The 21,552-nt window shown below is 39.4% G+C and carries 16 protein-coding genes and 1 pseudogene; 12 read left to right on the forward strand and 5 right to left on the reverse strand.

What is annotated here, in order from left to right; all coding sequences use genetic code 11:
• Window positions 1-128 precede the first annotated feature (128 nt).
• The 3 genes from ribD to D9780_RS00645 form a co-directional block, all read right to left on the reverse strand.
• Entirely contained in the window at window positions 129-1,220 is a 1,092-nt protein-coding gene (gene ribD / locus D9780_RS00625) for a bifunctional diaminohydroxyphosphoribosylaminopyrimidine deaminase/5-amino-6-(5-phosphoribosylamino)uracil reductase RibD (RefSeq protein WP_121638901.1), read from the reverse strand.
• On the reverse strand, window positions 1,217-1,972 hold the full coding sequence (locus tag D9780_RS00630) for a GTP cyclohydrolase II (protein ID WP_121638902.1): 756 nt from the start codon (window positions 1,970-1,972) through the stop codon (window positions 1,217-1,219). Before D9780_RS00630 ends, ribD begins: the two co-directional genes overlap by 4 nt.
• Before the next feature lie 1,455 nt (window positions 1,973-3,427).
• Window positions 3,428-3,985 (reverse strand): TetR/AcrR family transcriptional regulator, encoded by a 558-nt coding sequence (locus D9780_RS00645; RefSeq protein WP_240458757.1) that lies wholly within the window; start codon window positions 3,983-3,985, stop codon window positions 3,428-3,430.
• A 537-nt stretch (window positions 3,986-4,522) separates the two neighbouring features.
• On the opposite strand from D9780_RS00645, the gene D9780_RS00650 reads away from it, so the two are divergent.
• The 5 genes from D9780_RS00650 (at window position 4,523) to brnQ (ending at window position 10,953) form a co-directional block, all read left to right on the forward strand.
• Window positions 4,523-5,404, forward strand: coding sequence for an ABC transporter ATP-binding protein (locus D9780_RS00650; RefSeq protein ID WP_121641393.1), 882 nt, complete (start codon window positions 4,523-4,525; stop codon window positions 5,402-5,404).
• A 13-nt stretch (window positions 5,405-5,417) separates the two neighbouring features.
• Window positions 5,418-7,022, forward strand: a complete 1,605-nt coding sequence (locus D9780_RS00655) for an ABC transporter permease (protein WP_121638906.1) — start codon at window positions 5,418-5,420, stop codon at window positions 7,020-7,022.
• A gap of 257 nt (window positions 7,023-7,279) precedes the next feature.
• Window positions 7,280-9,031 (forward strand): ABC transporter ATP-binding protein, encoded by a 1,752-nt coding sequence (locus D9780_RS00660; protein WP_121638907.1) that lies wholly within the window; start codon window positions 7,280-7,282, stop codon window positions 9,029-9,031.
• A 165-nt stretch (window positions 9,032-9,196) separates the two neighbouring features.
• A complete protein-coding gene (locus D9780_RS20905) occupies window positions 9,197-9,355 on the forward strand; it encodes a hypothetical protein (protein ID WP_162985749.1) in 159 nt (52 codons plus the stop codon).
• A 239-nt stretch (window positions 9,356-9,594) separates the two neighbouring features.
• Window positions 9,595-10,953 carry a branched-chain amino acid transport system II carrier protein gene (gene brnQ, locus D9780_RS00665; RefSeq protein ID WP_077706289.1) on the forward strand — a complete coding sequence of 453 codons (1,359 nt, stop codon included), beginning with the start codon at window positions 9,595-9,597 and terminating at the stop codon, window positions 10,951-10,953.
• A 650-nt stretch (window positions 10,954-11,603) separates the two neighbouring features.
• Here brnQ and D9780_RS00670 read toward each other — a convergent pair.
• Window positions 11,604-12,260 carry a GntR family transcriptional regulator gene (locus D9780_RS00670; protein ID WP_121638908.1) on the reverse strand — a complete coding sequence of 219 codons (657 nt, stop codon included), beginning with the start codon at window positions 12,258-12,260 and terminating at the stop codon, window positions 11,604-11,606.
• A gap of 182 nt (window positions 12,261-12,442) precedes the next feature.
• Here D9780_RS00670 and D9780_RS00675 point away from each other — a divergent pair, with 182 nt between their 5' ends.
• The 4 genes from D9780_RS00675 to D9780_RS00690 all read left to right on the forward strand — a co-directional run bounded on the left by D9780_RS00675 (window position 12,443) and on the right by D9780_RS00690 (window position 16,452).
• Entirely contained in the window at window positions 12,443-13,186 is a 744-nt protein-coding gene (locus tag D9780_RS00675) for an EcsC family protein (RefSeq protein WP_121638909.1), read from the forward strand.
• A gap of 281 nt (window positions 13,187-13,467) precedes the next feature.
• Entirely contained in the window at window positions 13,468-14,565 is a 1,098-nt protein-coding gene (gene yfkAB / locus D9780_RS00680) for a radical SAM/CxCxxxxC motif protein YfkAB (RefSeq protein WP_121641394.1), read from the forward strand.
• 195 nt (window positions 14,566-14,760) lie between these two features.
• Window positions 14,761-15,036 (forward strand): YesK family protein, encoded by a 276-nt coding sequence (locus D9780_RS00685; RefSeq protein WP_162985750.1) that lies wholly within the window; start codon window positions 14,761-14,763, stop codon window positions 15,034-15,036.
• Between the two features lie 318 nt (window positions 15,037-15,354).
• Window positions 15,355-16,452 carry a mechanosensitive ion channel family protein gene (locus tag D9780_RS00690; protein ID WP_073009728.1) on the forward strand — a complete coding sequence of 366 codons (1,098 nt, stop codon included), beginning with the start codon at window positions 15,355-15,357 and terminating at the stop codon, window positions 16,450-16,452.
• A 391-nt stretch (window positions 16,453-16,843) separates the two neighbouring features.
• Here D9780_RS00690 and D9780_RS00695 read toward each other — a convergent pair whose 3' ends face one another.
• The gene (locus D9780_RS00695) at window positions 16,844-17,602 is read right to left on the reverse strand and encodes a DUF3891 family protein (protein WP_073009731.1); all 759 of its coding nucleotides are present in this window, start codon (window positions 17,600-17,602) and stop codon (window positions 16,844-16,846) included.
• 296 nt (window positions 17,603-17,898) lie between these two features.
• On the opposite strand from D9780_RS00695, the gene D9780_RS00705 reads away from it, so the two are divergent.
• From D9780_RS00705 to tnpA, 3 genes and pseudogenes are all read left to right on the forward strand, one after another.
• A complete protein-coding gene (locus D9780_RS00705) occupies window positions 17,899-18,753 on the forward strand; it encodes a VOC family protein (protein WP_121638911.1) in 855 nt (284 codons plus the stop codon).
• 655 nt (window positions 18,754-19,408) lie between these two features.
• Complete coding sequence (ltrA, locus tag D9780_RS00710; protein WP_121638889.1) at window positions 19,409-20,671, forward strand: group II intron reverse transcriptase/maturase; 1,263 nt, start codon at window positions 19,409-19,411, stop codon at window positions 20,669-20,671.
• A gap of 218 nt (window positions 20,672-20,889) precedes the next feature.
• Window positions 20,890-21,146: pseudogene (tnpA, locus tag D9780_RS00715) on the forward strand (IS200/IS605 family transposase); the annotation flags it as partial.
• Window positions 21,147-21,552: the final 406 nt, after the last annotated feature.

Below are 21,552 nucleotides of genomic sequence, written 5' to 3' on the forward strand. Positions count from 1 at the left end.
TTCTTCTAAGGCTACGAATCCCACTTAACATTTTTCTAAAGATGGAGAATTGAATAAGTGGTTAAGCTAAGTTCAATAAAAAACAGCAAGTGTAAAACATGCCTTGCTGTTGAGTTATTTTAGAGCTGTTATTTATATAGTGGATATGCTGTCCATTTTATATCTTTGCCTATTTTTTCAATGGATACGTCGGTGAATTCAATGGCTTCTTCCATTGTTTCAACTCCAGCCCCTTCCAAAAAAGTAGGTGCATTTTTGCCGCCAATTACCTTTGGTGCCATGTATAGAATGAATTTATCTATGAGCTTGCGTTCCAAGAAAGCGGCGTTGATGGTGCCGCCTGCTTCTAAAAGTAAAGAAGAAATGCCTTGTTCTCCTAAATAGGTCACAATGTTACAAGGATCTATCACCTGAGAATCATTTGTTACAATAACTTTTATTCCTTCTGCTTCTAATGCGTTTCGCTTTTCGATATCATGAATGGACGTTGTGAAAATCCATGTTTCTGCTTGCTTATCTTGAATGAGTTGGTAATGCAGTGGTATTTTCAATGTTGAATCCATCACAATACGAATTGGGTTTCGTCCATTTGGAATACGGGCTGTCAGCGCAGGATCATCTTTTAAAACGGTATTTATTCCCGTTAAAATAGCTACATGTTCGTGGCGTAATTGATGAACATCTTTTCGTGCTTCCTCCGATGTAATCCATTTGCTATGAGACGTATGTGTGGCTACTTTCCCGTCCATCGTAATGCCTGTTTTTAAGGTAATAAATGGTCTTTTTTGTTCCATAAATGTATTGAAAACTTCATTCATTTTGCGTGCTTCTTCTCCGCAAACACCAATTTCTACATCAATACCCGCTGTTTTTAAAATAGAAGCCCCATTTCCACATACCATTGGGTTTGGATCTAACGTGGCAATGATTACTTTTTTAACACCTGCCTGAACGATCGCTTCAGCGCATGGTCCTGTCCGACCATGGTGCGAGCAAGGTTCTAATGTAACATACAACGTGCTTCCACGAGCTTGTTCGCCTGCCATACGCAAAGCGTGTATTTCTGCATGGGCTTCTCCTGCTTTTAAATGCGCACCAATGCCAACGATCCGACTATGATGAACAATGACACAACCGACTAACGGGTTGGGATCTGTTTGTCCTTTCATAGCACGAGCATGATTCAAAGCTATGTTCATATAAAATGCATCTGTGGTCATCGTAATAAAGCTCCTTCTGGTTGATAATGTCCAGACTTTGTCACTTTTGTTTGTAAATAGTTACGATTGTACTCTGATATATCCCCCCATAGTGGAGTCCTACCGTGTATAGGCACACCTGCTTCGTTAAAAGCGTCCAGTTTTTCAGGGTTGTTGGTAATAACGGTTACAGGTTTTTGACGTAACTGTTTTAACACACGAAGCGCGTCCATGTAATTTCTGGAATCATTTACAAAGCCTAAGCTTTCATTAGCTTCGACTGTATCGTAGCCATTTTCTTGCAAGATATAGGCCATTGCTTTACTAAACAGTCCAATACCTCTGCCTTCATGATTGGCCAAATAAAACAGCGCACCTGAACCATTTTCTTTTATACGCAACATGGCTTCCCTTAATTGAAATCCACAATCGCAACGCTTGCTACCGAAAATATCCCCAGTATGGCATATCGAATGCATCCGCACAAGCGCATTATCTGCTTTACCGAAATCACCATAAACTAAAACACTGGATTGCTGCGAATCAGCTAAATTTGCAGAGGATAATTTCTCAATAATAGATTGATAATCATTCGTAACTACTTCAGCGTTCAGCCAACAATACCAATGAAATAGGCTTGTCTCTCCGTGTAAATTCACAGGGAGTTGAATTGGCCCAACTAAATATATTGCTTCGTCACCATTATCTATCCGCTGAATTTTATCTTTCAAAATAGAAAAAACATGAGGAGTTAGCTTCTTTTGTTGTTCCATTTTATAATCTCCCTTCGTATCTATTAAGTATAATGAAAAAAATAAGCTACTTCAACGGTTCGGATTTAAAAGTCGTTCGCCCCGCGCGCGGAATCCACTCCTGTCCGTCAGTAATGCGCTCCTCCTCGTGCGTAATCCGCTCCTGCCGTCGGAAAAGCGCTCTTGCCCGTCGGAGAAGCGCTCCTCCTCGTGCGTAATCCGCTCCCGTCCGTCGGAGAAGCGCTCCTCCTCGTGCGGAATCCGCTCATGACCATCGAAAAACGCTCCTCCACGTGCGTAAACCGCTCCTGCTCGTCGGAGAAACGCTCCTCCTCATGCGTAACTCGCTCATGACCATCGAAAAACGCTCCTCCTCATGCGTAACCCGCTCTTGCCCGTCGGAAAAGCGCTCCTCCTCATGCGTACCCCGCTCTTGCCCATCGGAAAAGCGCTCCTCCACGTGCGTAACTCGCTCACGTTCGTCGAAAAACGCTCCTCCACGTGCGTAACTCGCTCACGTTCGTCGAAAAACGCTCCTCCACGTGCGTAACTCGCTCATGACCGTCGAAAAGCGCTCCTCCTCATGCGTAACTCGCTCATGACCGTCGAAAAGCGCTCCTCCACGTGCGTAACTCGCTCACGTTCGTCGAAAAAGCGCTCCTCCTCATGCGTACCCCGCTCTTGCCCGTCGGAAAAGCGCTCCTCCTCATGCGTACCCCGCTCTTGCCCATCGGAAAAGCGCTCCTCCACGTGCGTAACTCGCTCACGTTCGTCGAAAAAGCGCTCCTCCTCGTGCGTAAACCGCTCCCGTCCGTCGGAGAAGCGCTCCTCCTCGTGCGTAAACCGCTCCCGTCCGTCGGAGAAGCGCTCCTCCTCGTGCGTAACTCGCTCATGACCATCGAAAAGCGCTCCTCCTCGTGCGTAAACCGCTCATGCCCGTCGGCAAAGCGCTCCTCCTCGCGCGGAATCTCGCTCCTACCGTCGAAAAACGCTCCTCCACGTGCGTAACTCGCTCACGTTCGTCGAAAAACGCTCCTCCACGTGCGTAACTCGCTCTTGCCCGTCGGAAAAAACGCTCCTCCACGTGCGTAACTCGCTCATGCCCGTCGAAAAGCGCTCCTCCTCATGCGTAAACCGCTCATGACCGTCGAAAAGCGCTCCTCCACGTGCGTAACTCGCTCACGTTCGTCGAAAAAGCGCTCCTCCTCGTGCGTAAACCGCTCCCGTTCGTCGGCAAAGCGCTCCTCCCGTGCAAAAAGTCGCTCATGAACGTAGAAAACTCGCTCGCCCTTGCGCAGAAATCGCTCCTGTTCGTCAAGAAATCGCTCGCCCTGTGCAAAAAAGCGCTCGTAAACGTAGAAAACTTGCTCGCCTCGTGGAAGAGGACGGAACCGCAGCTCTGACAAGCTTGCTCGGATGTGACATTTAAATAAAAAAAGAGTACTAAACATCATCCGCTGCTTAATATTCTTCTGCCTACCCATTATTTCCGACAATACCGTAAAAAACAAGCTTTGTAATGTCTTCTGTTATGGGTAAAATTTGTTGAAACACTTCTTTACGTTGAAAAGCTTCTTGAAAAATTTGTAAATAAACAAACAATGCTTCGTTCGATATGTTTTGGTCGATATAGCCTTGTCGTTTCCCTTCTTCAAAAAAATCCATCATCATGGGCACTGCTTTTTTACTGTATACATCTTGAATATAACTATCTTTTCTAGAATATATCTCCATAATTTTTTGGTAAAAGTTATCATTTATCTGTTTTGCTGTTTGGCTTTTATTAAAAATAACCGCCTTTATTTTTTGTGGGAATGTATCATTGCTCTTTATTAACTGCTCAAAATTTGCTAACTCACGATCTATATAATAGTTGATGACTTCATCTATTAGAATGTCTTTGCTGACAAAATAGTTATAAATGGTAACTTGAGAAACATCTGCTTTACTGGCAATTTCTTTTATCGATACTTTTTGTACCCCGTATTCCATAAACAGATGAAGCGATGCTTGTAAAATATCCGCTTTTTTCATTTCACGCCTTCTTTGAAACCCATCCATGTAGTTCACCTCAACACTAGTGTAATAAAAAATGAAACAAAACAATAAAAATATTTCATATCTCATTGTAAATGTATCATAAATTGTATAATATGAAATATATAAGTAAATTTATTTCATATTATACACTAGCATGAACATAAGATGAATTGCTTTGTATAAGGAAAAAGTTCAAAGAGATAACAGTAACAAAAATATGATATAGGAACCCACCATAATTTGTAGTTAGTGTAACCTAAGGTAAGTGTTAATTCTGTAGGAAACCCTCATGGATTGCATGAGGATAATCACCATATACTATGAAAAGTATATGCAGGAAGATTTTTATATAAAGAATGGAGTCCGTTCACTATAAAAGCGTGGTGGCAACCTGAATTTTCCCATTAACGAACCACGATCTGGATAAGGAGAAAAATTGCTATTACAAAACGTTCTCCACTATGGAAGTATGACTACAAATTGGTTGCGTACCATGTACTTGCTTTATAAACCTGAAGGGAATGATAAATGATGACAGTTTTACAAACAAAAAGTTTAACCAAACGTTTTGGAAAGTTCACTGCCTTAAATCAAGTCAATATAGACGTGAATGAAGGGGAGGTATATGGATTTATTGGACCTAATGGAGCAGGAAAATCGACTGCAATTCGTGTTTTGTTAGGGATTTTGAAAGCAACGAGTGGGGAAGCACGCATTTTTGGAATGGATGCTTGGAAAGATGCGGTGGCAATTCATAAACGGACGGCTTACGTGCCAGGAGATGTGCATCTTTGGCCAAATTTATCTGGCGGTGAAGTCATTGATTTATTTATTCAATTACGTGGTGGTGTTAAGAATAACCGTAAAGAAGAACTTATCCAACGTTTTGATTTAGATCCTAGTAAAAAATGTCGCACCTATTCAAAAGGGAATAGGCAAAAAGTTGCGTTAATAGCTGCTTTTTCCTCAGAAGCCGACTTATACATATTGGATGAGCCAACATCTGGACTCGATCCATTAATGGAGCAGGTTTTTCAATCTTGTGTGATGGAAGCAAAAGCAGCAGGAAAAAGCGTCTTATTATCTAGCCATATATTATCAGAAGTGGAAAAACTTTGTGATCACGTTGGAATTATTAGACAAGGGGAAATCATTGAATCAGGCTCTCTTCGTAAAATGCGACATTTAACGCGTACAAACTTACTAGTGGAAACGAAACAGCCGATTCTTGATTTGGAAAAACAAATTGGCGTCCATGAAATAGAAAAAGAAGGCGTTGAAGTAACATTCCAAGTTGATACAGAAAATTTAGATCAAATTATTCGGTATGTGAGCACGTTTGGAATTACAAAACTAGAAAGCGCTCCGCCAACTTTAGAAGATTTATTCATGCGGCATTATGAAGGAAAATGAGGGGAGGGATTGTATGAGTCACTTACTGTGGAAACAAACGGGGCGCTTATCACGCTTTCTTTTTAGGCAAAATCGTATTAGAATGCCTATTTGGATTCTTTCTATCGTTATGTTAACGTTAACGATTGCTGTATCGTTCACGGATTTATATGATAATAAGGCAGAAAGACAAGCAATTGCTGAAACGATGCATAATCCAGCGATGACGGCGATGGTAGGGAAAGGATACGGATTAGATGACTATACATTTGGGGCGATGATGGCTCATCAAATGCTATTATTTACAGCGATTATCGTTGCTGTTATGAGTATCTTGTTAGTAACTCGCCATACCCGTGCAGAAGAAGAGGATGGACGGATGGAGCTTATCCGATCACTTCCCACAGGGCGTTTAGCCAACTTGGGTGCCGTGCAAAACTTTGCCTTAGTAATAAATCTACTATTAGCTTTAATAGTAGGTATAGGGTTGTTTTCGCTTCGAATAGAGAGTATCGATGTCCAAGGTTCCTTATTATATGGAGCCTCACTCGGAGCAATTGGCTATTTCTTCGCTGCAATTACCGCTGTTTTTGCGCAGTTGTCTGAGAGCTCTAGAGGTGCAAATGGATTTGCTTTTTTACTTTTAGGTATGGCGTATATCGTTCGAGCAATTGGAGACGTCAGTAATGAGACGTTATCTTGGTTCTCGCCATTAGGCTGGATTTTAGGTGGAGAAGTTTTCGTCTCCAATTATTGGTGGCCAGTGCTGATTACCATTATGGCTTCGTTCTTCTTATGGTTACTCGCTCTTTATTTACATCATATTAGAGACATGGGTGCTGGCTTTCTACCTGCAATAGGTGGGAGAAGGCAGGCAACGAAATGGTTGACTACACCTATTGGATTGTTTGTTCGTATTCAACGCACAACAATGATTGCCTGGGCAATCGCTTTATTTGCTATAGGTGTGTCTTACGGTTCAGTACTTGGGGACTTAGACTCGTTTTTTGCTGATGTAGATATGATGCAACAAATGTTAAATCCGGTGGAAGGATATACGTTAATGGAGCAATTCATTGCTATGCTGATGAGCATTATGGCAATGATCAGCACGATCCCCGTATTGCTTGCTATGTTGAAAATCATTAGTGAAGAAAAAAAGAACCGTACGGAACATTTCCTTAGCCGTGCTGTTTCTCGTCCGCGTTTAATCGGTAGTTCCCTAGCAATTGCGTTTATCGTAGCGTTTATTATGATTTCTCTTGCCGCAGTTGGCTTATGGAGTGCAGGGGCTGCAGTTGTAGAAGACGGATTAGACTTTATAGTTGTGTATAAAGCTGCTATCGTCTATTTACCTGCTATATGGGTCATGCTTGGAATTACAGTGACGTTAATTGGAATATCAGTGAAGTTTTCAAGTTTTGTTTGGGGTTATTTGTTGTATTCGTTCATTGTTGTTTATTTAGGAAATCTCCTACAATTCCCTGAGTGGATGATGAAGCTATCTCCATTCGGACATATTCCTCAACTACCTATTGAAGATATGGATTGGGGAGTGACCGTAAGTTTAACCTTGCTAGCGGTTGTTTTTATGTTCATCGGTTTTATTGGCTACCGAAAGCGTGATCTAGAAGGGTAATTTTATAAGGCGGCTTTCATTTTAATGCTTAATATTTGTGCGCGATTTCATGACAAAGCTGTCCATATAGCTTAAAGTAAGCATTCATATGCATCCAAATAAAAACTATATTGCCTATAACGTAACGTCATATGCTACTGTATATGTATATAATACAATGAGCATTTGGTATAATTAACATAATGCCATGAAAGTTGTTCGGCTTTTTCATGGATAATGAAGTTGAGTGCTTATGGAAGCTGGAGGTAGCGTTACATATGGAACATCATAAACGTCGTTTTACATCTTTTATCACTTTAATTCGTTCTACCAACATCCCAAAAGCCTCCCTTATTATGGGGCTTGTAGGAAGTATAATTACAACAATCGTTGGTTTAAGTATACCGTTGTTAACGAGAGAGCTAGTGGATGGTTTTTCTGTAGCTACCTTAAGTTGGACGCTCGTTGTTGTCATCGGGATTGTATTTATTTTGCAGGCCATTATTGATGGTGTTTCCACCTATCTACTAGCTGCAGTAGGGCAAAAAATTGTTGCCAGGCTTCGTGAACGCATGTGGTTAAAGCTTATTAAATTACCAGTGAGCTACTTTGATCGAACGAAAAGTGGGGAATCCGTTAGTCGTGTAGTCAATGACACTGGGATTGTGAAAGATCTTATTTCCCAACACTTTCCACAGTTTATCAGCGGGATTATTTCGATTATCGGCGCGGTGGCTATTTTATTAATTATGGATTGGAAAATGACGCTCATTATGCTTATCTCTGTACCTGTGACAATTATTTTTATGATACCTCTTGGGAGAAAAATGGCGTCCATTTCTCGAAGCCTGCAGGACGAAACAGCAAATTTTTCTGGAGATATTCAGCAAACATTAAGTGAAATACGACTGATGAAAGCTTCTACTGCAGAGCCATATGAGGCGAAAAAAGGTGTCCAAGGGATTGGCAAGCTACTTACACTTGGCTTGAAAGAGTCAAAAATTTTAGCTTTGATTGGGCCATTGATGTATTTTATCATTATGGCAGTAGTTGTCCTCATTATTGGTTATGGAGGAATTCGTGTAGCTAATGGAACCATGTCAACGGGTTCGTTAGTTGCCTTCCTACTTTATTTATTTCAAATCGTGATGCCGATTACGTCGTTTGCTATGTTCTTTACCCAATTGCAAAAAGCACAAGGGGCTACAGAGAGAATTATTTCGATTTTGGATTTACCTGAAGAAGCCGATCGAGAAGGCTTTGTTAAGGAAAAGGTGAGTGAACCGATTCATGTGCAACATGTTTCGTTTGCGTATGAAGGGAACGATACGGTGCTTGAAGATGTATCGTTTACTGCAAAACCAGGGGAAATGGTTGCTTTTGCTGGTCCTAGTGGTGGTGGAAAAACAACTTTATTTGGTTTGTTAGAAAGGTTCTACCTTCCTACGTCAGGCGATATTTTGATTGGGGATCATTCCATACAAACGATCTCGCTCAAAGATTGGCGAAAGCAAATTGGTTATGTTTCTCAAGAAAGTGCTATGATGGCTGGAACGATTCGTGAAAATTTAACATACGGGCTAGAAGAAGTAGAAGCTATTTCAGATGATCAGCTATGGGCGGTAGCTAAAATGGCGTACGCCGATGAATTTATTGCTGCATTTCCTGATCAATTGGATACGAAAGTAGGAGAAAGAGGTATTAAATTATCTGGCGGGCAACGACAACGTATCAATATTGCTCGCGCTTTTCTAAGAGATCCACAAATATTGATGATGGATGAGGCTACTGCGAGCTTAGATAGTCAATCGGAAAGAATTGTCCAACAGGCGTTAACAAAATTAATGCACGGAAGGACAACGTTTGTTATTGCGCATCGATTAGCGACGATTGTAAACGCAGATAAGATTATTTTTATAGAAAATGGCAAGATTACAGGTATTGGAAAGCATGAAGTGTTATTAGAGCAACATACTTTGTATCGAGAGTTTGCTGAGCAACAATTAACGAATGGCGAAAACAGTAACTAGCTAGTGTGTAAGCTTTTTAAGCTAGCTCACTGATGGTGGGCTAGCTTATTTTTGCACTATAGGAAACTAATAATCAATCATGTGGGCATTACATTTTCCCCCTAGCTATTTGTCTCCTCCAATGATTGCACTTCTATTTTCTTTCCAACAAACGGAAGAAGCGTGGTGGAAAGAGCTATTATCCAAGCAATGAGATTGCGATTATCGATTAAGAACACAGCCATTAAAGCATTTGTAGCAATCGTAAACGCAGTTATTACACGAATAACATGGATTCTTTGCAGAATAGATCCTCCTGATGATATGTTTTATATGATATTGTAGCAAAAGAGCAAGAGAAGTTCGAATTGCAAACAATACGGATTATCTGTAGTGGGAGAATTGTCTATAATAACCAGATTTATTAATAAATAGTGACAATTCTCTTCGTTCATGTCGAAATGTTGAAATAATTTAAGTAATATATTGCATGTTTGTCGAAAACATAGTATGATGTATGTCATCAGCGATATATTGCATATTATATTGTTTAACTATTTTAACATCGGGAGAGAACATAATATATGGATAAAAAACTATCTTTTTCTAGTTATACAGCAATAGGCGTTATGTTGTTTGCCTTGTTTTTTGGAGCAGGTAATTTAATTTTCCCCGCCCAACTTGGTCAACTGGCAGGAGGTAACATTTGGCAAGCAGTAGCTGGATTTCTGATTACAGGAGTTGGACTACCTCTATTAGGTATTTTAGCTATGAGTTTTTCAAATAGTGAAAGTCTACAGGATTTAGCTGGAAGAATTCATCCTGTTTACGGTGTTTTATTTACATCTGTTTTATATTTAACAATTGGGCCTTTTTTTGCAGCACCACGTACAGCTACAGTTGCTTATGATGTTGGTTTTTCATCTTTTACGGCTGAAGAATTCTCACAAATCGGACTATTTATTTTTTCTTTTCTATTTTTTGTTATAACGATGCTATTTTCACTATATCCAGCAAAAATTGTCGATTATGTCGGTAAACTGTTAGCTCCAGGAATTGTTATATTACTACTTGTATTATTGACGTTTGTTTTTGTTAACCCGATGGGGCCAGCTGAAATGCCGCAAGACGGTTATGTGAGTGGAGCGTTTGTTAAAGGGTTTTTAGAAGGTTATAATACGATGGATGCACTGGCATCACTTGTATTTGGGATTATAGTGATTAAAGCTATCCGTTCCTTTGGAGTAACATCAAAAACAGAAATTATGCGCACCACAGCGAAGGCAGGAACTGTTGCAATTGCGTTACTTGCTACTATTTATGTCGGAATTGCATATTTAGGAGCTACGAGTACGAGTGTCTATGGTATTTTTGACACAGGTGGCCCCGTTTTAAGTAGTGCAGCAACACATTATTTTGGAACAGCTGGCATGATTTTACTTGCGATCGTTATTACGTTAGCTTGTTTAACAACGAGTATTGGCTTAACAACTGCGTGTTCGGAATATTTCCATTCTTTATATCCAAAGTTAAGTTACCGGAAGTTCGTATTACTGTTTACGATTGTTACTTTTACCATTGCGAACTTTGGATTAACTAACATTATAAAATATTCGATACCCGTTTTAATGCTGATATACCCACTTGCCATTGTATTAATGATATTAGCGTTTCTATCACCATTGTTTCATCATAAAAGAGCCGTTTATGTTTCCGTCACTTTAGTGACATTTGGCATTAGTTTGGTTGATGGTTTGAAAACATTATGTGAGACGTTAGGCATCGCGTACTTTCCGTGGTTAAAGCCAATTATTTCTTTTTATGAATCGATGTTGCCTCTTTATAATCAAGGGCTTGGCTGGCTATTACCTGCTTTTATCGTATTGATTATATCTGGAACGGTTTTGAGATTAGTAAAGCCTTCTACGGTTCATGCTTCTTAACGTCCATGTTTCGTTATAGAAGGTATATATTTCTGGTAGTAAAGCAAAACCACGCCATATGATTTTGCACAAAGCTAAGTTTTCTAAACTTGTTCTATATGATGTTTAAAGAGTGTGAATTCAGCGATTTTGAGTGGTTTTTCCATTAAGAGCCAATTCGTTATTATTCATATGTGAAAATGATCTGCTTGCAAAAATATGCGAGCAGATCATTTTCGTTTTTATCCTGTAGATAAGATGCTGTAAAATTCCATTTTAAGAGTTGGAAGATGGGAGCTAGGTGTAAGTAGTAGAGAACAAAACTTATTTATTTTTCGTAAGCGGCCTTTAGTCATATTTTTGAGCAATTAAATAAGCGGTGGAAGATAAAAGAAACCTCCCACTAATTAGCAAAGAAAGAAGGCTTTCGTTCTGAAAAGCTATGACAAATAGCCGATTTTTCTAACATAGAGGATTGCTGTTGCAAATAGTAAAATGCTATGAGGGGGAGATGCGGTCATATTGAGGAAGGTGAGCCAATGATAATGGACGAATACATGCACCTGAAGGGGTGGCGTGAGCCAAGTTCATGATTTACTACGTGTTGGGTTTACAGTTGACTACGCCTTTGTCAGGTATAGATGAGTTTCTTTTATATCTCCTGTATAAATTTATTGTGATGATTCAATTTCGTCTATTGTTCGTAACCAATTCTCTTTCATTATTGGTGATAATGCTTCTTTGTTACTGTTTTTTATTAGTTCAATAATTTTTGCATGCTCTTCGATCGATTTTTCAGTTAAAACAATGGAGTTATGAAAAAATAATCGTCTGACATGTGCTTGCAGATGTGCAATAATTCGCTGGATGTAAGGGTTGTTTGCTATATCAACAATGATTTGATGAAACTCTTCATCGATCTTTAATGCGGCATAGTAATTTTCGGAATGAATGGCTTTTGCAAATCTGTCGTTCGTTGTTTCTAGCAAGTCGAGGACATCTGTCGTTAAATTGTCTACAGCTAATTCAGCAGCTAAAGCTTGCAAAGCAGCTAAAGGCGGTAGCAAATCTTTCATCGATTCTTTTTCCACTTCGGTTACTTGTGTAGCTTTTCCAGGAAACATTTGAACAAATCCTTCTGTTTCCAATAGTTGCAGCGACTCTCTCACTGGTGTTCTGCTAATCCCCAATGCTTGCGCTAATTCTGAATCATTCAGCTTTTCACCAGGCTGTAATGTACCATCAATAATCCATTGCTGTATTTGATTATATGCGCTTTCTTTTGCTGATTGTCGAACAGGTTTCGAATGATTTACAGGTATAGGCATCTCTTTTCCCCCTTTACCGAATAAATATATTGTATAATCAATAGTATACATTAAAATAAGAAGTCATGGAAATATACAATATATTTGTGTTCTTTTCCCTTTTTGAAAAACTTTACTTGTCGAAAGTCGTATGGCGGAAAAACGCTGTCGTTTTTCTTATACAATAAAGGAGGCTTTATTTTATGGATGCTTACGAACAGTCTGTACAACGTGAACTCGCGCAGTGGCGAAAGAAGATGTATCAAAATCCTAATCTGTTTCATCAAGTATCTAAAAAAGCGCAAACGAAAATAAATAGTTGGATTCCTGCTAAGGCGCAACGTTTTATTACAGAAAGCATAAAAAATATGGTGAAAACTATGCTAGTAGGATCGCAACTTACGACTAAAAAAGCGCTTATTCCAGAAAAAAGTTTATACAAGCAGGATGCGCTAGTAAAAGAAAAATTAGAAAGCTATCGCAAAACAGCTACGATTGAGGGGGCTGGAACAGGAGCAGGAGGTATATTTCTTGGTTTGGCAGACTTTCCACTCTTATTGTCTATTAAGGTGAAGTTTTTATTTGAAACTGCGGCTATTTATGGTTTTGATACAAAAGAATACGAAGAACGGTTATTTATGTTACATGTTTTCCAGCTTGCCTTTTCTCGCGATGAAATGCGAAAACAAACGATGTATACGATTGAAAATTGGGAGCAGGAAAAACATAAGCTAGTTGAAATGGATTGGGAAGTGTTTCAACAAGAATATCGCGATTATATCGACTTGGTAAAATTACTGCAAATGGTGCCAGGGTTTGGTGCGATAGTCGGTGCATATGCTAACTACAATTTATTGGACCAATTAGGAGACACGGCGATGAATGCATATCGCTTACGTCTACTTTCACTTCCGGGTGGTGGGTCTTTCATATCTAAACAAGAATAAAGTAAAAAGCAGTTGGTATTTGGCTATATAGACAGATTCTTTTCAAACATGTAAAATAAATGATATTTTGATGCTATCGATAGTAGAATTAGACAGAAGGCGTTTTTTCCATAAAGAGTTGGTGCTAAACCAAGTTTTTCTAACACGATAGGAAATAAAAGTTTACAGGATTATCGTATAAGAAAATGACAGCTTTCGCCATATGACATGGCGACAAGTAAAGTTTTCTAACCAAAGTAGAAGGGGTTTTACGTGTGAAACAAATACAAGCGAAGAAACAAATGTCACCTTCCTATGATCCTTGGGAAGCATATTTAGATGTGGAACAGCATGGAAAGATGACATTATCAAACATTGAATTTACTACAACAACGCTTTGTAATATGCGCTGTGCCCATTGCGCTGTTGGCTACACATTGCAAGCGAAAGATCCAGAAGCATTGCCAATGGAATTATTGCAGCAAAGGCTGGATGAAATTCCCCATTTGCGAACATTAAGCATAACGGGTGGCGAACCAATGATGTCCAAAAAATCGGTGCGCGAACATGTTGTGCCACTATTGCGCTATGCTCATCATCGTGGTGTGAAAACGCAAATGAATTCGAATCTGACGTTACCATATAGTAGATATGAAGCTATTATTCCGTATTTAGACGTTTTACATATTTCTCATAACTGGGGCACTGCCGATGAGTTTGCGGAAACAGGATTTGCAAAAATGGAGCGAAAACCTTCGTTAGAAAACCGGAAAAAATATTTTTCTAGAATGGTAGAAAATGCACAACGATTATCCGAGGAAGGTGTCATGGTATCAGCCGAAACGATGTTAAATCGTCGTACGTATCCATATTTGGAGAGCATACACGATCATGTTCTGGAGATGGGTTGTGCAAGACATGAAATTCATCCGATGTATCCCGTTGATTTTGCAAGCAACTTAGAAACGTTGACTTTGGATGAAATTCGTACTGGAATAGAACGATTACTTAATCATCGAAACCAAGAAGTTTGGATGTTATTTGGCACATTGCCGTTTTATCCATGTAGCTCGTCACAGGCTGATTTAGAACTGCAAAAACGTATATTTAAAGCGAAAAATGTTTCGGTAAGAAATGATCCAGATGGTCGTTCTCGCTTAAATGTGAATATATTTTCCGGGGACATCATTGTAACGGATTTTGGTGATGAACCGAAGCTCGGAAATATACAAACGACTCGTTTACCGGAGGCTTATGAGCGCTGGCTGGCAACCGAAACGGCTACATCTCTTAACTGCCATTGTCCTGCTGTAAAATGTCTTGGCCCCAACGTATTAGTAAAAAACACGTATTACAAAGACGTTGATTTTCAACAGCGACAAGCAAGGATCAAGCGATAAGAAAATTGTATAGGTAGTTTTGAACTACATGATAGGATAAGGAAATAGGTCGATCTTTCGCTAAAAAGAGTAGGCGATAACGAAACATTTGAGGCATTGACTGCTATTATTTTACATTTGCCCTGAATTTTAGTGTTGCTTTCTATACAGAAAAGTGTGACAATGAAAGAAATTCATTTAGCAAGGAGGAGTGTAATGGATGGCTTAGGGGTTTTCTTCATCGTTGGCGTCGTATCTATGATTGTGTTTTATTTTACTTCTCGGACTTTACTAAACAAAAATTATAAAAAAATAACGTACTTGACTCCAGTAATCGTGGTAACTTTGGCATCATTCATTTTTTTCGCTTTAACATATCTTTTTAGTGAAGACGGATGGGAAATTATGGGTAATTATTTCCTTGCGATTGTCATTGTAGTAGGCGCTTTGATTGGAACATTCCTTCCATTTATCCATTCAAAGTATAGATGAAATACAGATTAATGGAAGCAAAAAAAGCACGGTACTTATGCCGTGTTTTTTGTGTTATAGGAAAGGGGGACAGAAAGTGGGATAATTGATAACTCCTTTATTGTACTTGTAAGAAAGATGCAAAGCGTAGCTATACATATCACCAGTTGAACCCTACAATTCATAGGAATGATAGAACCCCTGCTATGGTTGCCATTTATTGGTATACTTCTCTTTTTTCTGCAACGAATTTTCACAAACCTGTATGTCTAATTTCCTGTAATAGCTTATATACATAGTAGCAAGGAAGACATTATGTTGTGGAGGTAAGGTTGGTTTATGTTATGGGATATTTTGCAAGCATATGAAAAAATCATTCATAGCAGTATATCGATTATTGTATTACTAACTTTTTTCTTTTTACGCAAACGAGCGACTCGTTATTTGTTTGCATTGTTATTGAAAATTAGTAATCATACATTAAACGGCATTTTTGTTCAGTTGCGTGCTTCTTTTGAAAGACCTATACAAGGGCTTATTGTCATTATGGGCTTATATATTGCTGTGGTCTTATTTCCATATGTTCATCATACAAACGCTTTTTTTCTGCAAGTGATTCGTTCTGCCATTATTTTTATATTTGGCTGGGGGTTATTTCATCTATCTTCTTCCTCCTCCTTGCTCTTTACAAAGTTGAATGAAAAATTTCAATTTAATATCGACTCTATTTTAATCCCTTTTTTATCAAAGGCAGTGAGGTTAATTATCGTTGCTATCTGTTTTAGCATTATTGCCCAGGAATTTGGTTATGATGTCAATGGGTTTGTTGCAGGTCTCGGTATTGGAGGGTTAGCTTTCGCACTGGCTGCTAAGGATGCGCTTGCTAATTTTTTTGGTGGGATCATCATCATCACGGAAAAACCATTTACGATTGATGATTGGATTTTAACCCCAAGTGTAGAAGGAACGGTAGAAGATATCTCTTTTCGTAGTACGAAAATACGTACATTTGCTCAAGCGCTCGTTACCGTCCCCAATGCAACGCTAGCTAATGAATCCATCACAAATTGGAGTAAAATGGAAAAGCGGCAAATTACATTTAATTTACGGGTGACCTATGACACTCCAAGAGATCGAATGGAGAATGTGATTGCGCAAATTAGAAAAAAACTGTTAGCAAACGAAGCGATTCATAAAGAGACTATTTTTGTTCATTTTGATCAATATCAGGAAAATGGTTTAGATATATTCTTATACTTTTTCACGAATACGACGGATTGGGGAGCGTATTTGCAAGTTAGAGAAGAAGTGAATCTAATGATTTTAGATATTTTGGAAAAAGAGCAAGTGACCATCGCGTTGCCTACACGAAAATTATTTGTCACAAATGAAGCGGATAACTTTTTGAAGCGTGTAAGAGGAGGGGAGGAAGGTTAGGGCGTAGTATAAAAGCTTTAAGGCACAACAACAAAGTGAGGTAAGTGCCTCTTAAAATCATTATAATGATTCAACTAACTGAAGTCACATTCATAGGAGAATGGAAAACTTCATCGGAATGTAGTTGTGATACGAGAACAACTACAAGCATGAGACCATTTTGGCTAAAAATGCTGATAATGGATATGGGTTCTAATGGTTGTGTTGCAACAATTTGAAGGCAGATAGAAAGAATTGTAAGACTTACACTTTCATAATGGCAAATGTGAACGGGGAAGCTTAAGTGGGAGATTACATCAAGTAACCCCCCTTTTCCTTCAGAAGCCAGCCGCTTTAGCTTATACGTTTAGGCTATGTTCGTGGAGAATGAGAGAAAATCCTTACTGTTCTTTTATCCTTGCACAAAAGTAACAGCTATTTCTTTTATAGGTGCTTGTTTATATGTTGAAATCAGTCCTTGCTCGTAAATAGCTGTTTTCGTCACCTGCTTATACGGGTAAGTGAATGTTGTTGCTGATGAAAATGGCAGTTGTGATAGTTGAATTGTTTGTTTATCTTGCCACGTCGTTTCTAGTAGTTGATTTGTAAAGCCTTTCAATTTAGCTGATAATGGGATCCCATTTTTAAAGAAAGGGTGCGTGTTTTCTCCTGGTTTATTGAGGCAAATAAATAAAGAAAGATTATCACAAAGCTGCAATAAATCAAGATGGATAGCTAATGTTTCTTCATCAAACTGTTTCAGAGAACTTATGATTCGTTGTTGTCTCCTTCTTTCTTGATCAACAAATTGTTTACTATAGTAAGAAGTATCTTTTTCAAGAAACCGCGTATAGTGTAAGCTGCATAACAAACCCGCATACAAATCTGCGGAAGCGACTTTTTCGATTCCAGCGGTATATAACACTGTCTTAGCCGGCGTTGGAAAATCTGTGAAATTGTAAGGTGCTTGCGATTGGTCATTCCAAAATGGTTCTTCATCAAACGGTCTCCATCCAACATCATGTTGTTGGATGGCATAAATGGCTGAATCGTGGTATGGAGATTGTGGTAAATATGCTTTGTTCCAATGTTTAATCATACTTTCAGATATGCGAGCATGTTGATCTTGCTCTATGAAGATAAAGCTATTTTGTTGCTTACGAATAATCAATGAAACAGCCTCCTTTTTAATTGGAAGTAAGAAATGAATGCTTTTATTATATATTCCTCATTTTACACGAAAGGAAACGAACATACTTGCTATAAAATTTCATCCTATTCTGTTATGGCGATTTTAGCAGAGCTTATTTTTCTATATATGAATCCAAAGTCATTTCTCATTTGGAAGTGTTTTTACGAAATAGATGCCAAACTTACACGAATAGATTGACAAGAAATTATTTTACCTATACAATTACTTACTATAAATAACTTTGTGTTAAATAGTAATTAAAAAGGAGTGCGGTAATGGAGGCGAAGTTTTTTGGTCATTCGGTGGCTCATGTCAACGAAGTTTCGATTTACGTGACAAATTTAGAGTATTCACTGGCATTTTATCAATATTTGTTCGATTTTTCTTTATTAGAGAAATCTCAACATCAAGCTGTACTGTCAGCAAATGGTGCTACTCCAATATTAACTTTGGAACAGCCAGAATCTGTTTTATCGAAACAACAGGGGAGAACAGGGCTGTATCATTTTGCTATACTGCTTCCAAATAGAAGTGATTTGGCATCATTCTTACAGTTTTGTTTAGAGGAACAAATTCCTTTTGGGGCCTCAGACCATCACGTTAGTGAAGCGATTTATTTAACAGACCCAGATGGAAATGGAATAGAAGTGTATCGTGATCGCCCGTCAAGTAGATGGAAGTGGGATGATGATCAAATAATGATGACAACATATCAGTTAGATACAGCTGGATTGTTGGCGGAACCATCTAGTAATTGGGAGGGTGCACCAAAGGAAAGTCTGATAGGACATATACACTTACATGTAAACAATTTGGAACAAGTGAAAGCGTTTTATGTGAAAATACTAGGTTTTACAGAAGTAGCCCATTACCCAGGAGCATTATTTTTATCAACTGGTGACTATCATCACCATATTGCTATAAATGTTTGGAATGGAGAAAATGCTCTACCACCAGAAAAATATAGTGCTGGTCTAAAGTATTTTTCTATTGCATTTCCGAAAGCGCAAGCAATAGATCTAATTCATGATCAGTTAAAGAAAAAGGGATGGCATGCGATTCGAGCAAAGGATGGGGAGGGGTTATACGTTGACGACCCGTCTGGAAATGAAATTTTTCTATCCGTATAAGCTACTGTCAGATTTGGATTTCAAAAGGAGAAAAGATCCAACGGGATTTTAACAATCAGTGAGGGAGAAAAACAAGCGTTATATTAGAACAAGCAAAGGGGACTTTGCTTGTTTTGTGTGTGCCAGGCATGCACACATTCTCTAGGGTTCGAGTCCCGAACCACGAAGGCAGTAGTAGTGGTTAGCCTAAGACAAGGGTGTCTGGGGTGACCCAGAATCTGAAGGAAGTCGGCGGCAAATCTCCGCCCTTAGGAACACGAACTTCATAGAAGGCTAGGTGTACTTGGATGAGACTGCACAACAAGTCAAAGTCCTTACTGCCAAAGGGTACACAGAGTAAATGAAGTGGGGATATGGAGAGGAAGAATGTGTGCTTACCCCGGGAGATCTGACAGAAAAGCGGTGCACACGCCGTAACCGAACATGTAAGTGTTCGCTGAACTGTCAGAAGTCAGCCGAAGCCGTAGTACTAGATATTTCTAGGAAGGGCTGAATCATTGAAGAAGAATGGTCGCTTCGGAGTACGCAATACTTGATGAAGCAGAAACAAGAAAACCTTCCTAGTGAAGGAAGCGGTGAATCCCGTGGGGGACACTAGAAGGGCTGAGAGAAATTGCCACACAAGAAGAAAGAGCCATTCACGTAGGAGTTAGATATCATGTTGGAAAGCATTCTATCACGAGAAAACTTAATATGTGCACTGAAACGTGTCGAACGTAACAAAGGAAGCCACGGTGTGGATGAAATGCCCGTACAAAACCTACGAGCGCATCTCATGGAACACTGGGCTTCCGTTCGAGAACAACTCGAATCAGGTACCTACTATCCTCAACCCGTTCGCCGTGTCGAAATCCCGAAACCAAACGGCGGAGTGAGGAAGCTAGGAATTCCTACCGTGCTAGACCGTTTCATCCAACAAGCAATCGCACAAGTTCTAACAACCATCTATGACGCAACATTTTCTGAACATAGTTATGGTTTTCGCCCAAACAGACGAGGACATGACGCGGTTAGGAAAGCGAGAAGCTATATGAAAGATGGCTATCGCTGGGTTATAGACATGGATTTAGAGAAATTCTTTGATAAAGTACATCACGACCGATTAATGAGGAAACTGAGCCAAAAGGTCAAAGATCCGAGAGTACTTAAACTTATACGTAGGTATCTCCAAGCTGGCATTATGGAGGACGGAATCGTTCAACCAAACACAGAAGGAGCCCCTCAAGGCGGACCATTAAGTCCGTTGCTATCCAACATCGTTTTAGATGAGCTAGATAAAGAATTAGAGCGAAGGGGGCTCCATTTCGTCCGTTATGCGGACGACTGTAACATATATGTTCAATCGAGGAGAGCGGGATCGCGAGTGATGAAAAGTATCACTACATTTATCGAAGGAAAACTCAAATTAAAAGTAAATGAACAGAAAAGTGCAGTAGACCGCCCATGGAAGCGTAAATTCCTAGGATTTTCTTTCACATTCCATAAAGAGAACCCAAAGATTCGGGTTTCTAAAGAAAGTATCAAACGCTTTAAACAGCGTGTCAGAGAACTAACCTCAAGAAAGAAGTCTATGAATATGCAGGATAGAATCGCAAAGCTAAATCGATACTTAGTAGGTTGGCTAGGCTACTATCAGCTAGCAGAGACGCCCTCTATATTTGAAGTTTTGGATAGCTGGATTCGAAGAAGGATGCGAATGATACGCTGGAAAGAATGGAAGAAAGTCAAAACAAAATACAAGAATTTAATAAAACTTGGAATTAGTAAAGGAAAAGCATGGGAGTGGGCAAACACGAGAAAGGCTTATTGGCGTATAGCTAAAAGTCCGATCTTACATAGAGCATTAGGTGATCGATACTGGTCAAACCTAGGCTTAAAGAGTCTACATAAACGATATCAAACGATGCGTTGGACTTAAATGAAACCGCCGTATACGGAACCGTACGTACGGTGGTGTGAGAGGTCGGGGGTTAGTCGCCCCCTCCTACTCGATTATGGTCTTAGAAAATCCAAAATCCCTGGCTATGCCAGGGGTTCCAGAAAGCTTCTAGCGTGGGGTCAAAAAAGCCTCTCTTCATGGTAAGATAAGGTTGGTTTCCCGACCACCAAATCTCACCATAGAAGGAGGCATGTCCAATGAAGGACAAGAATAGTTTAGCACACACGCAATGGAGATGTAAGTATCATTTAGTTTTTGCACCAAAATATAGAAGACAAATTATCTATGGAAAATAAAAAAAAGTATAGGGGAAATAATTAGAGAACTCTGCGAAAGAAAAGATGTTGAAATACACGAAGCAAATGCATGCAGAGACCACGTCCATGTTTTGGTGAGTATACCACCAAAACAGAGTGTATCTCAATTTATGGGTTATTTAACCACGTCCGACTCCAGCGCCCAGCCACTAGGTGACTTCACGAAATCGCCCTAAGCTAAGTCATCATCGGTTCGTTCTAAACAGGAAGATGGACTAAAGAGGGTTTGACAGAGGGCGCCGGCATACTTCTGTTGCAGGAGCATAATTCCTAAGACTTTCGTTGATTCGTTGCAGTTGCTACGTTGCTAACTGGGCGCCCTGAGCCCTTTTTCTTTGCTAGTAGAAAGTATGAAATTACTATGATTTATAGTGTAAGCAAAGCGATGGTGTTTTTTTTCAAGGCTTTCTAATAACGTTTTTGCTACATATACGTTAAAATGTGTAGTGGTTATTAAAATGAGGGGAATAAGCCTATAAGCGGTAATGTAATTATTTTATGAGCTGCGAAATGCTACATATAGTACATCAATACGTTACAACG

The sequence above is a fragment of the Virgibacillus sp. Bac330 genome, from assembly GCF_003667845.1.
In the GTDB taxonomy this organism is placed as follows: domain Bacteria; phylum Bacillota; class Bacilli; order Bacillales; family Amphibacillaceae; genus Virgibacillus; species Virgibacillus chiguensis.

Excerpts from the sequence above, each read along its gene's own strand:
- ribD (WP_121638901.1), bottom strand. The coding sequence starts at position 1,220 with ATGACCACAGATGCATTTTATATGAACATAGCTTTGAATCATGCTCGT.
- D9780_RS00630 (WP_121638902.1), bottom strand. The coding sequence starts at position 1,972 with ATGGAACAACAAAAGAAGCTAACTCCTCATGTTTTTTCTATTTTGAAA.
- D9780_RS00645 (WP_240458757.1), bottom strand. The coding sequence starts at position 3,985 with ATGAAAAAAGCGGATATTTTACAAGCATCGCTTCATCTGTTTATGGAA.
- D9780_RS00650 (WP_121641393.1), top strand. The coding sequence starts at position 4,523 with ATGACAGTTTTACAAACAAAAAGTTTAACCAAACGTTTTGGAAAGTTC.
- D9780_RS00655 (WP_121638906.1), top strand. The coding sequence starts at position 5,418 with ATGAGTCACTTACTGTGGAAACAAACGGGGCGCTTATCACGCTTTCTT.
- D9780_RS00660 (WP_121638907.1), top strand. The coding sequence starts at position 7,280 with ATGGAACATCATAAACGTCGTTTTACATCTTTTATCACTTTAATTCGT.
- brnQ (WP_077706289.1), top strand. The coding sequence starts at position 9,595 with ATGGATAAAAAACTATCTTTTTCTAGTTATACAGCAATAGGCGTTATG.
- D9780_RS00670 (WP_121638908.1), bottom strand. The coding sequence starts at position 12,260 with ATGCCTATACCTGTAAATCATTCGAAACCTGTTCGACAATCAGCAAAA.
- D9780_RS00675 (WP_121638909.1), top strand. The coding sequence starts at position 12,443 with ATGGATGCTTACGAACAGTCTGTACAACGTGAACTCGCGCAGTGGCGA.
- yfkAB (WP_121641394.1), top strand. The coding sequence starts at position 13,468 with ATGTCACCTTCCTATGATCCTTGGGAAGCATATTTAGATGTGGAACAG.
- D9780_RS00685 (WP_162985750.1), top strand. The coding sequence starts at position 14,761 with ATGGATGGCTTAGGGGTTTTCTTCATCGTTGGCGTCGTATCTATGATT.
- D9780_RS00690 (WP_073009728.1), top strand. The coding sequence starts at position 15,355 with ATGTTATGGGATATTTTGCAAGCATATGAAAAAATCATTCATAGCAGT.
- D9780_RS00705 (WP_121638911.1), top strand. The coding sequence starts at position 17,899 with ATGGAGGCGAAGTTTTTTGGTCATTCGGTGGCTCATGTCAACGAAGTT.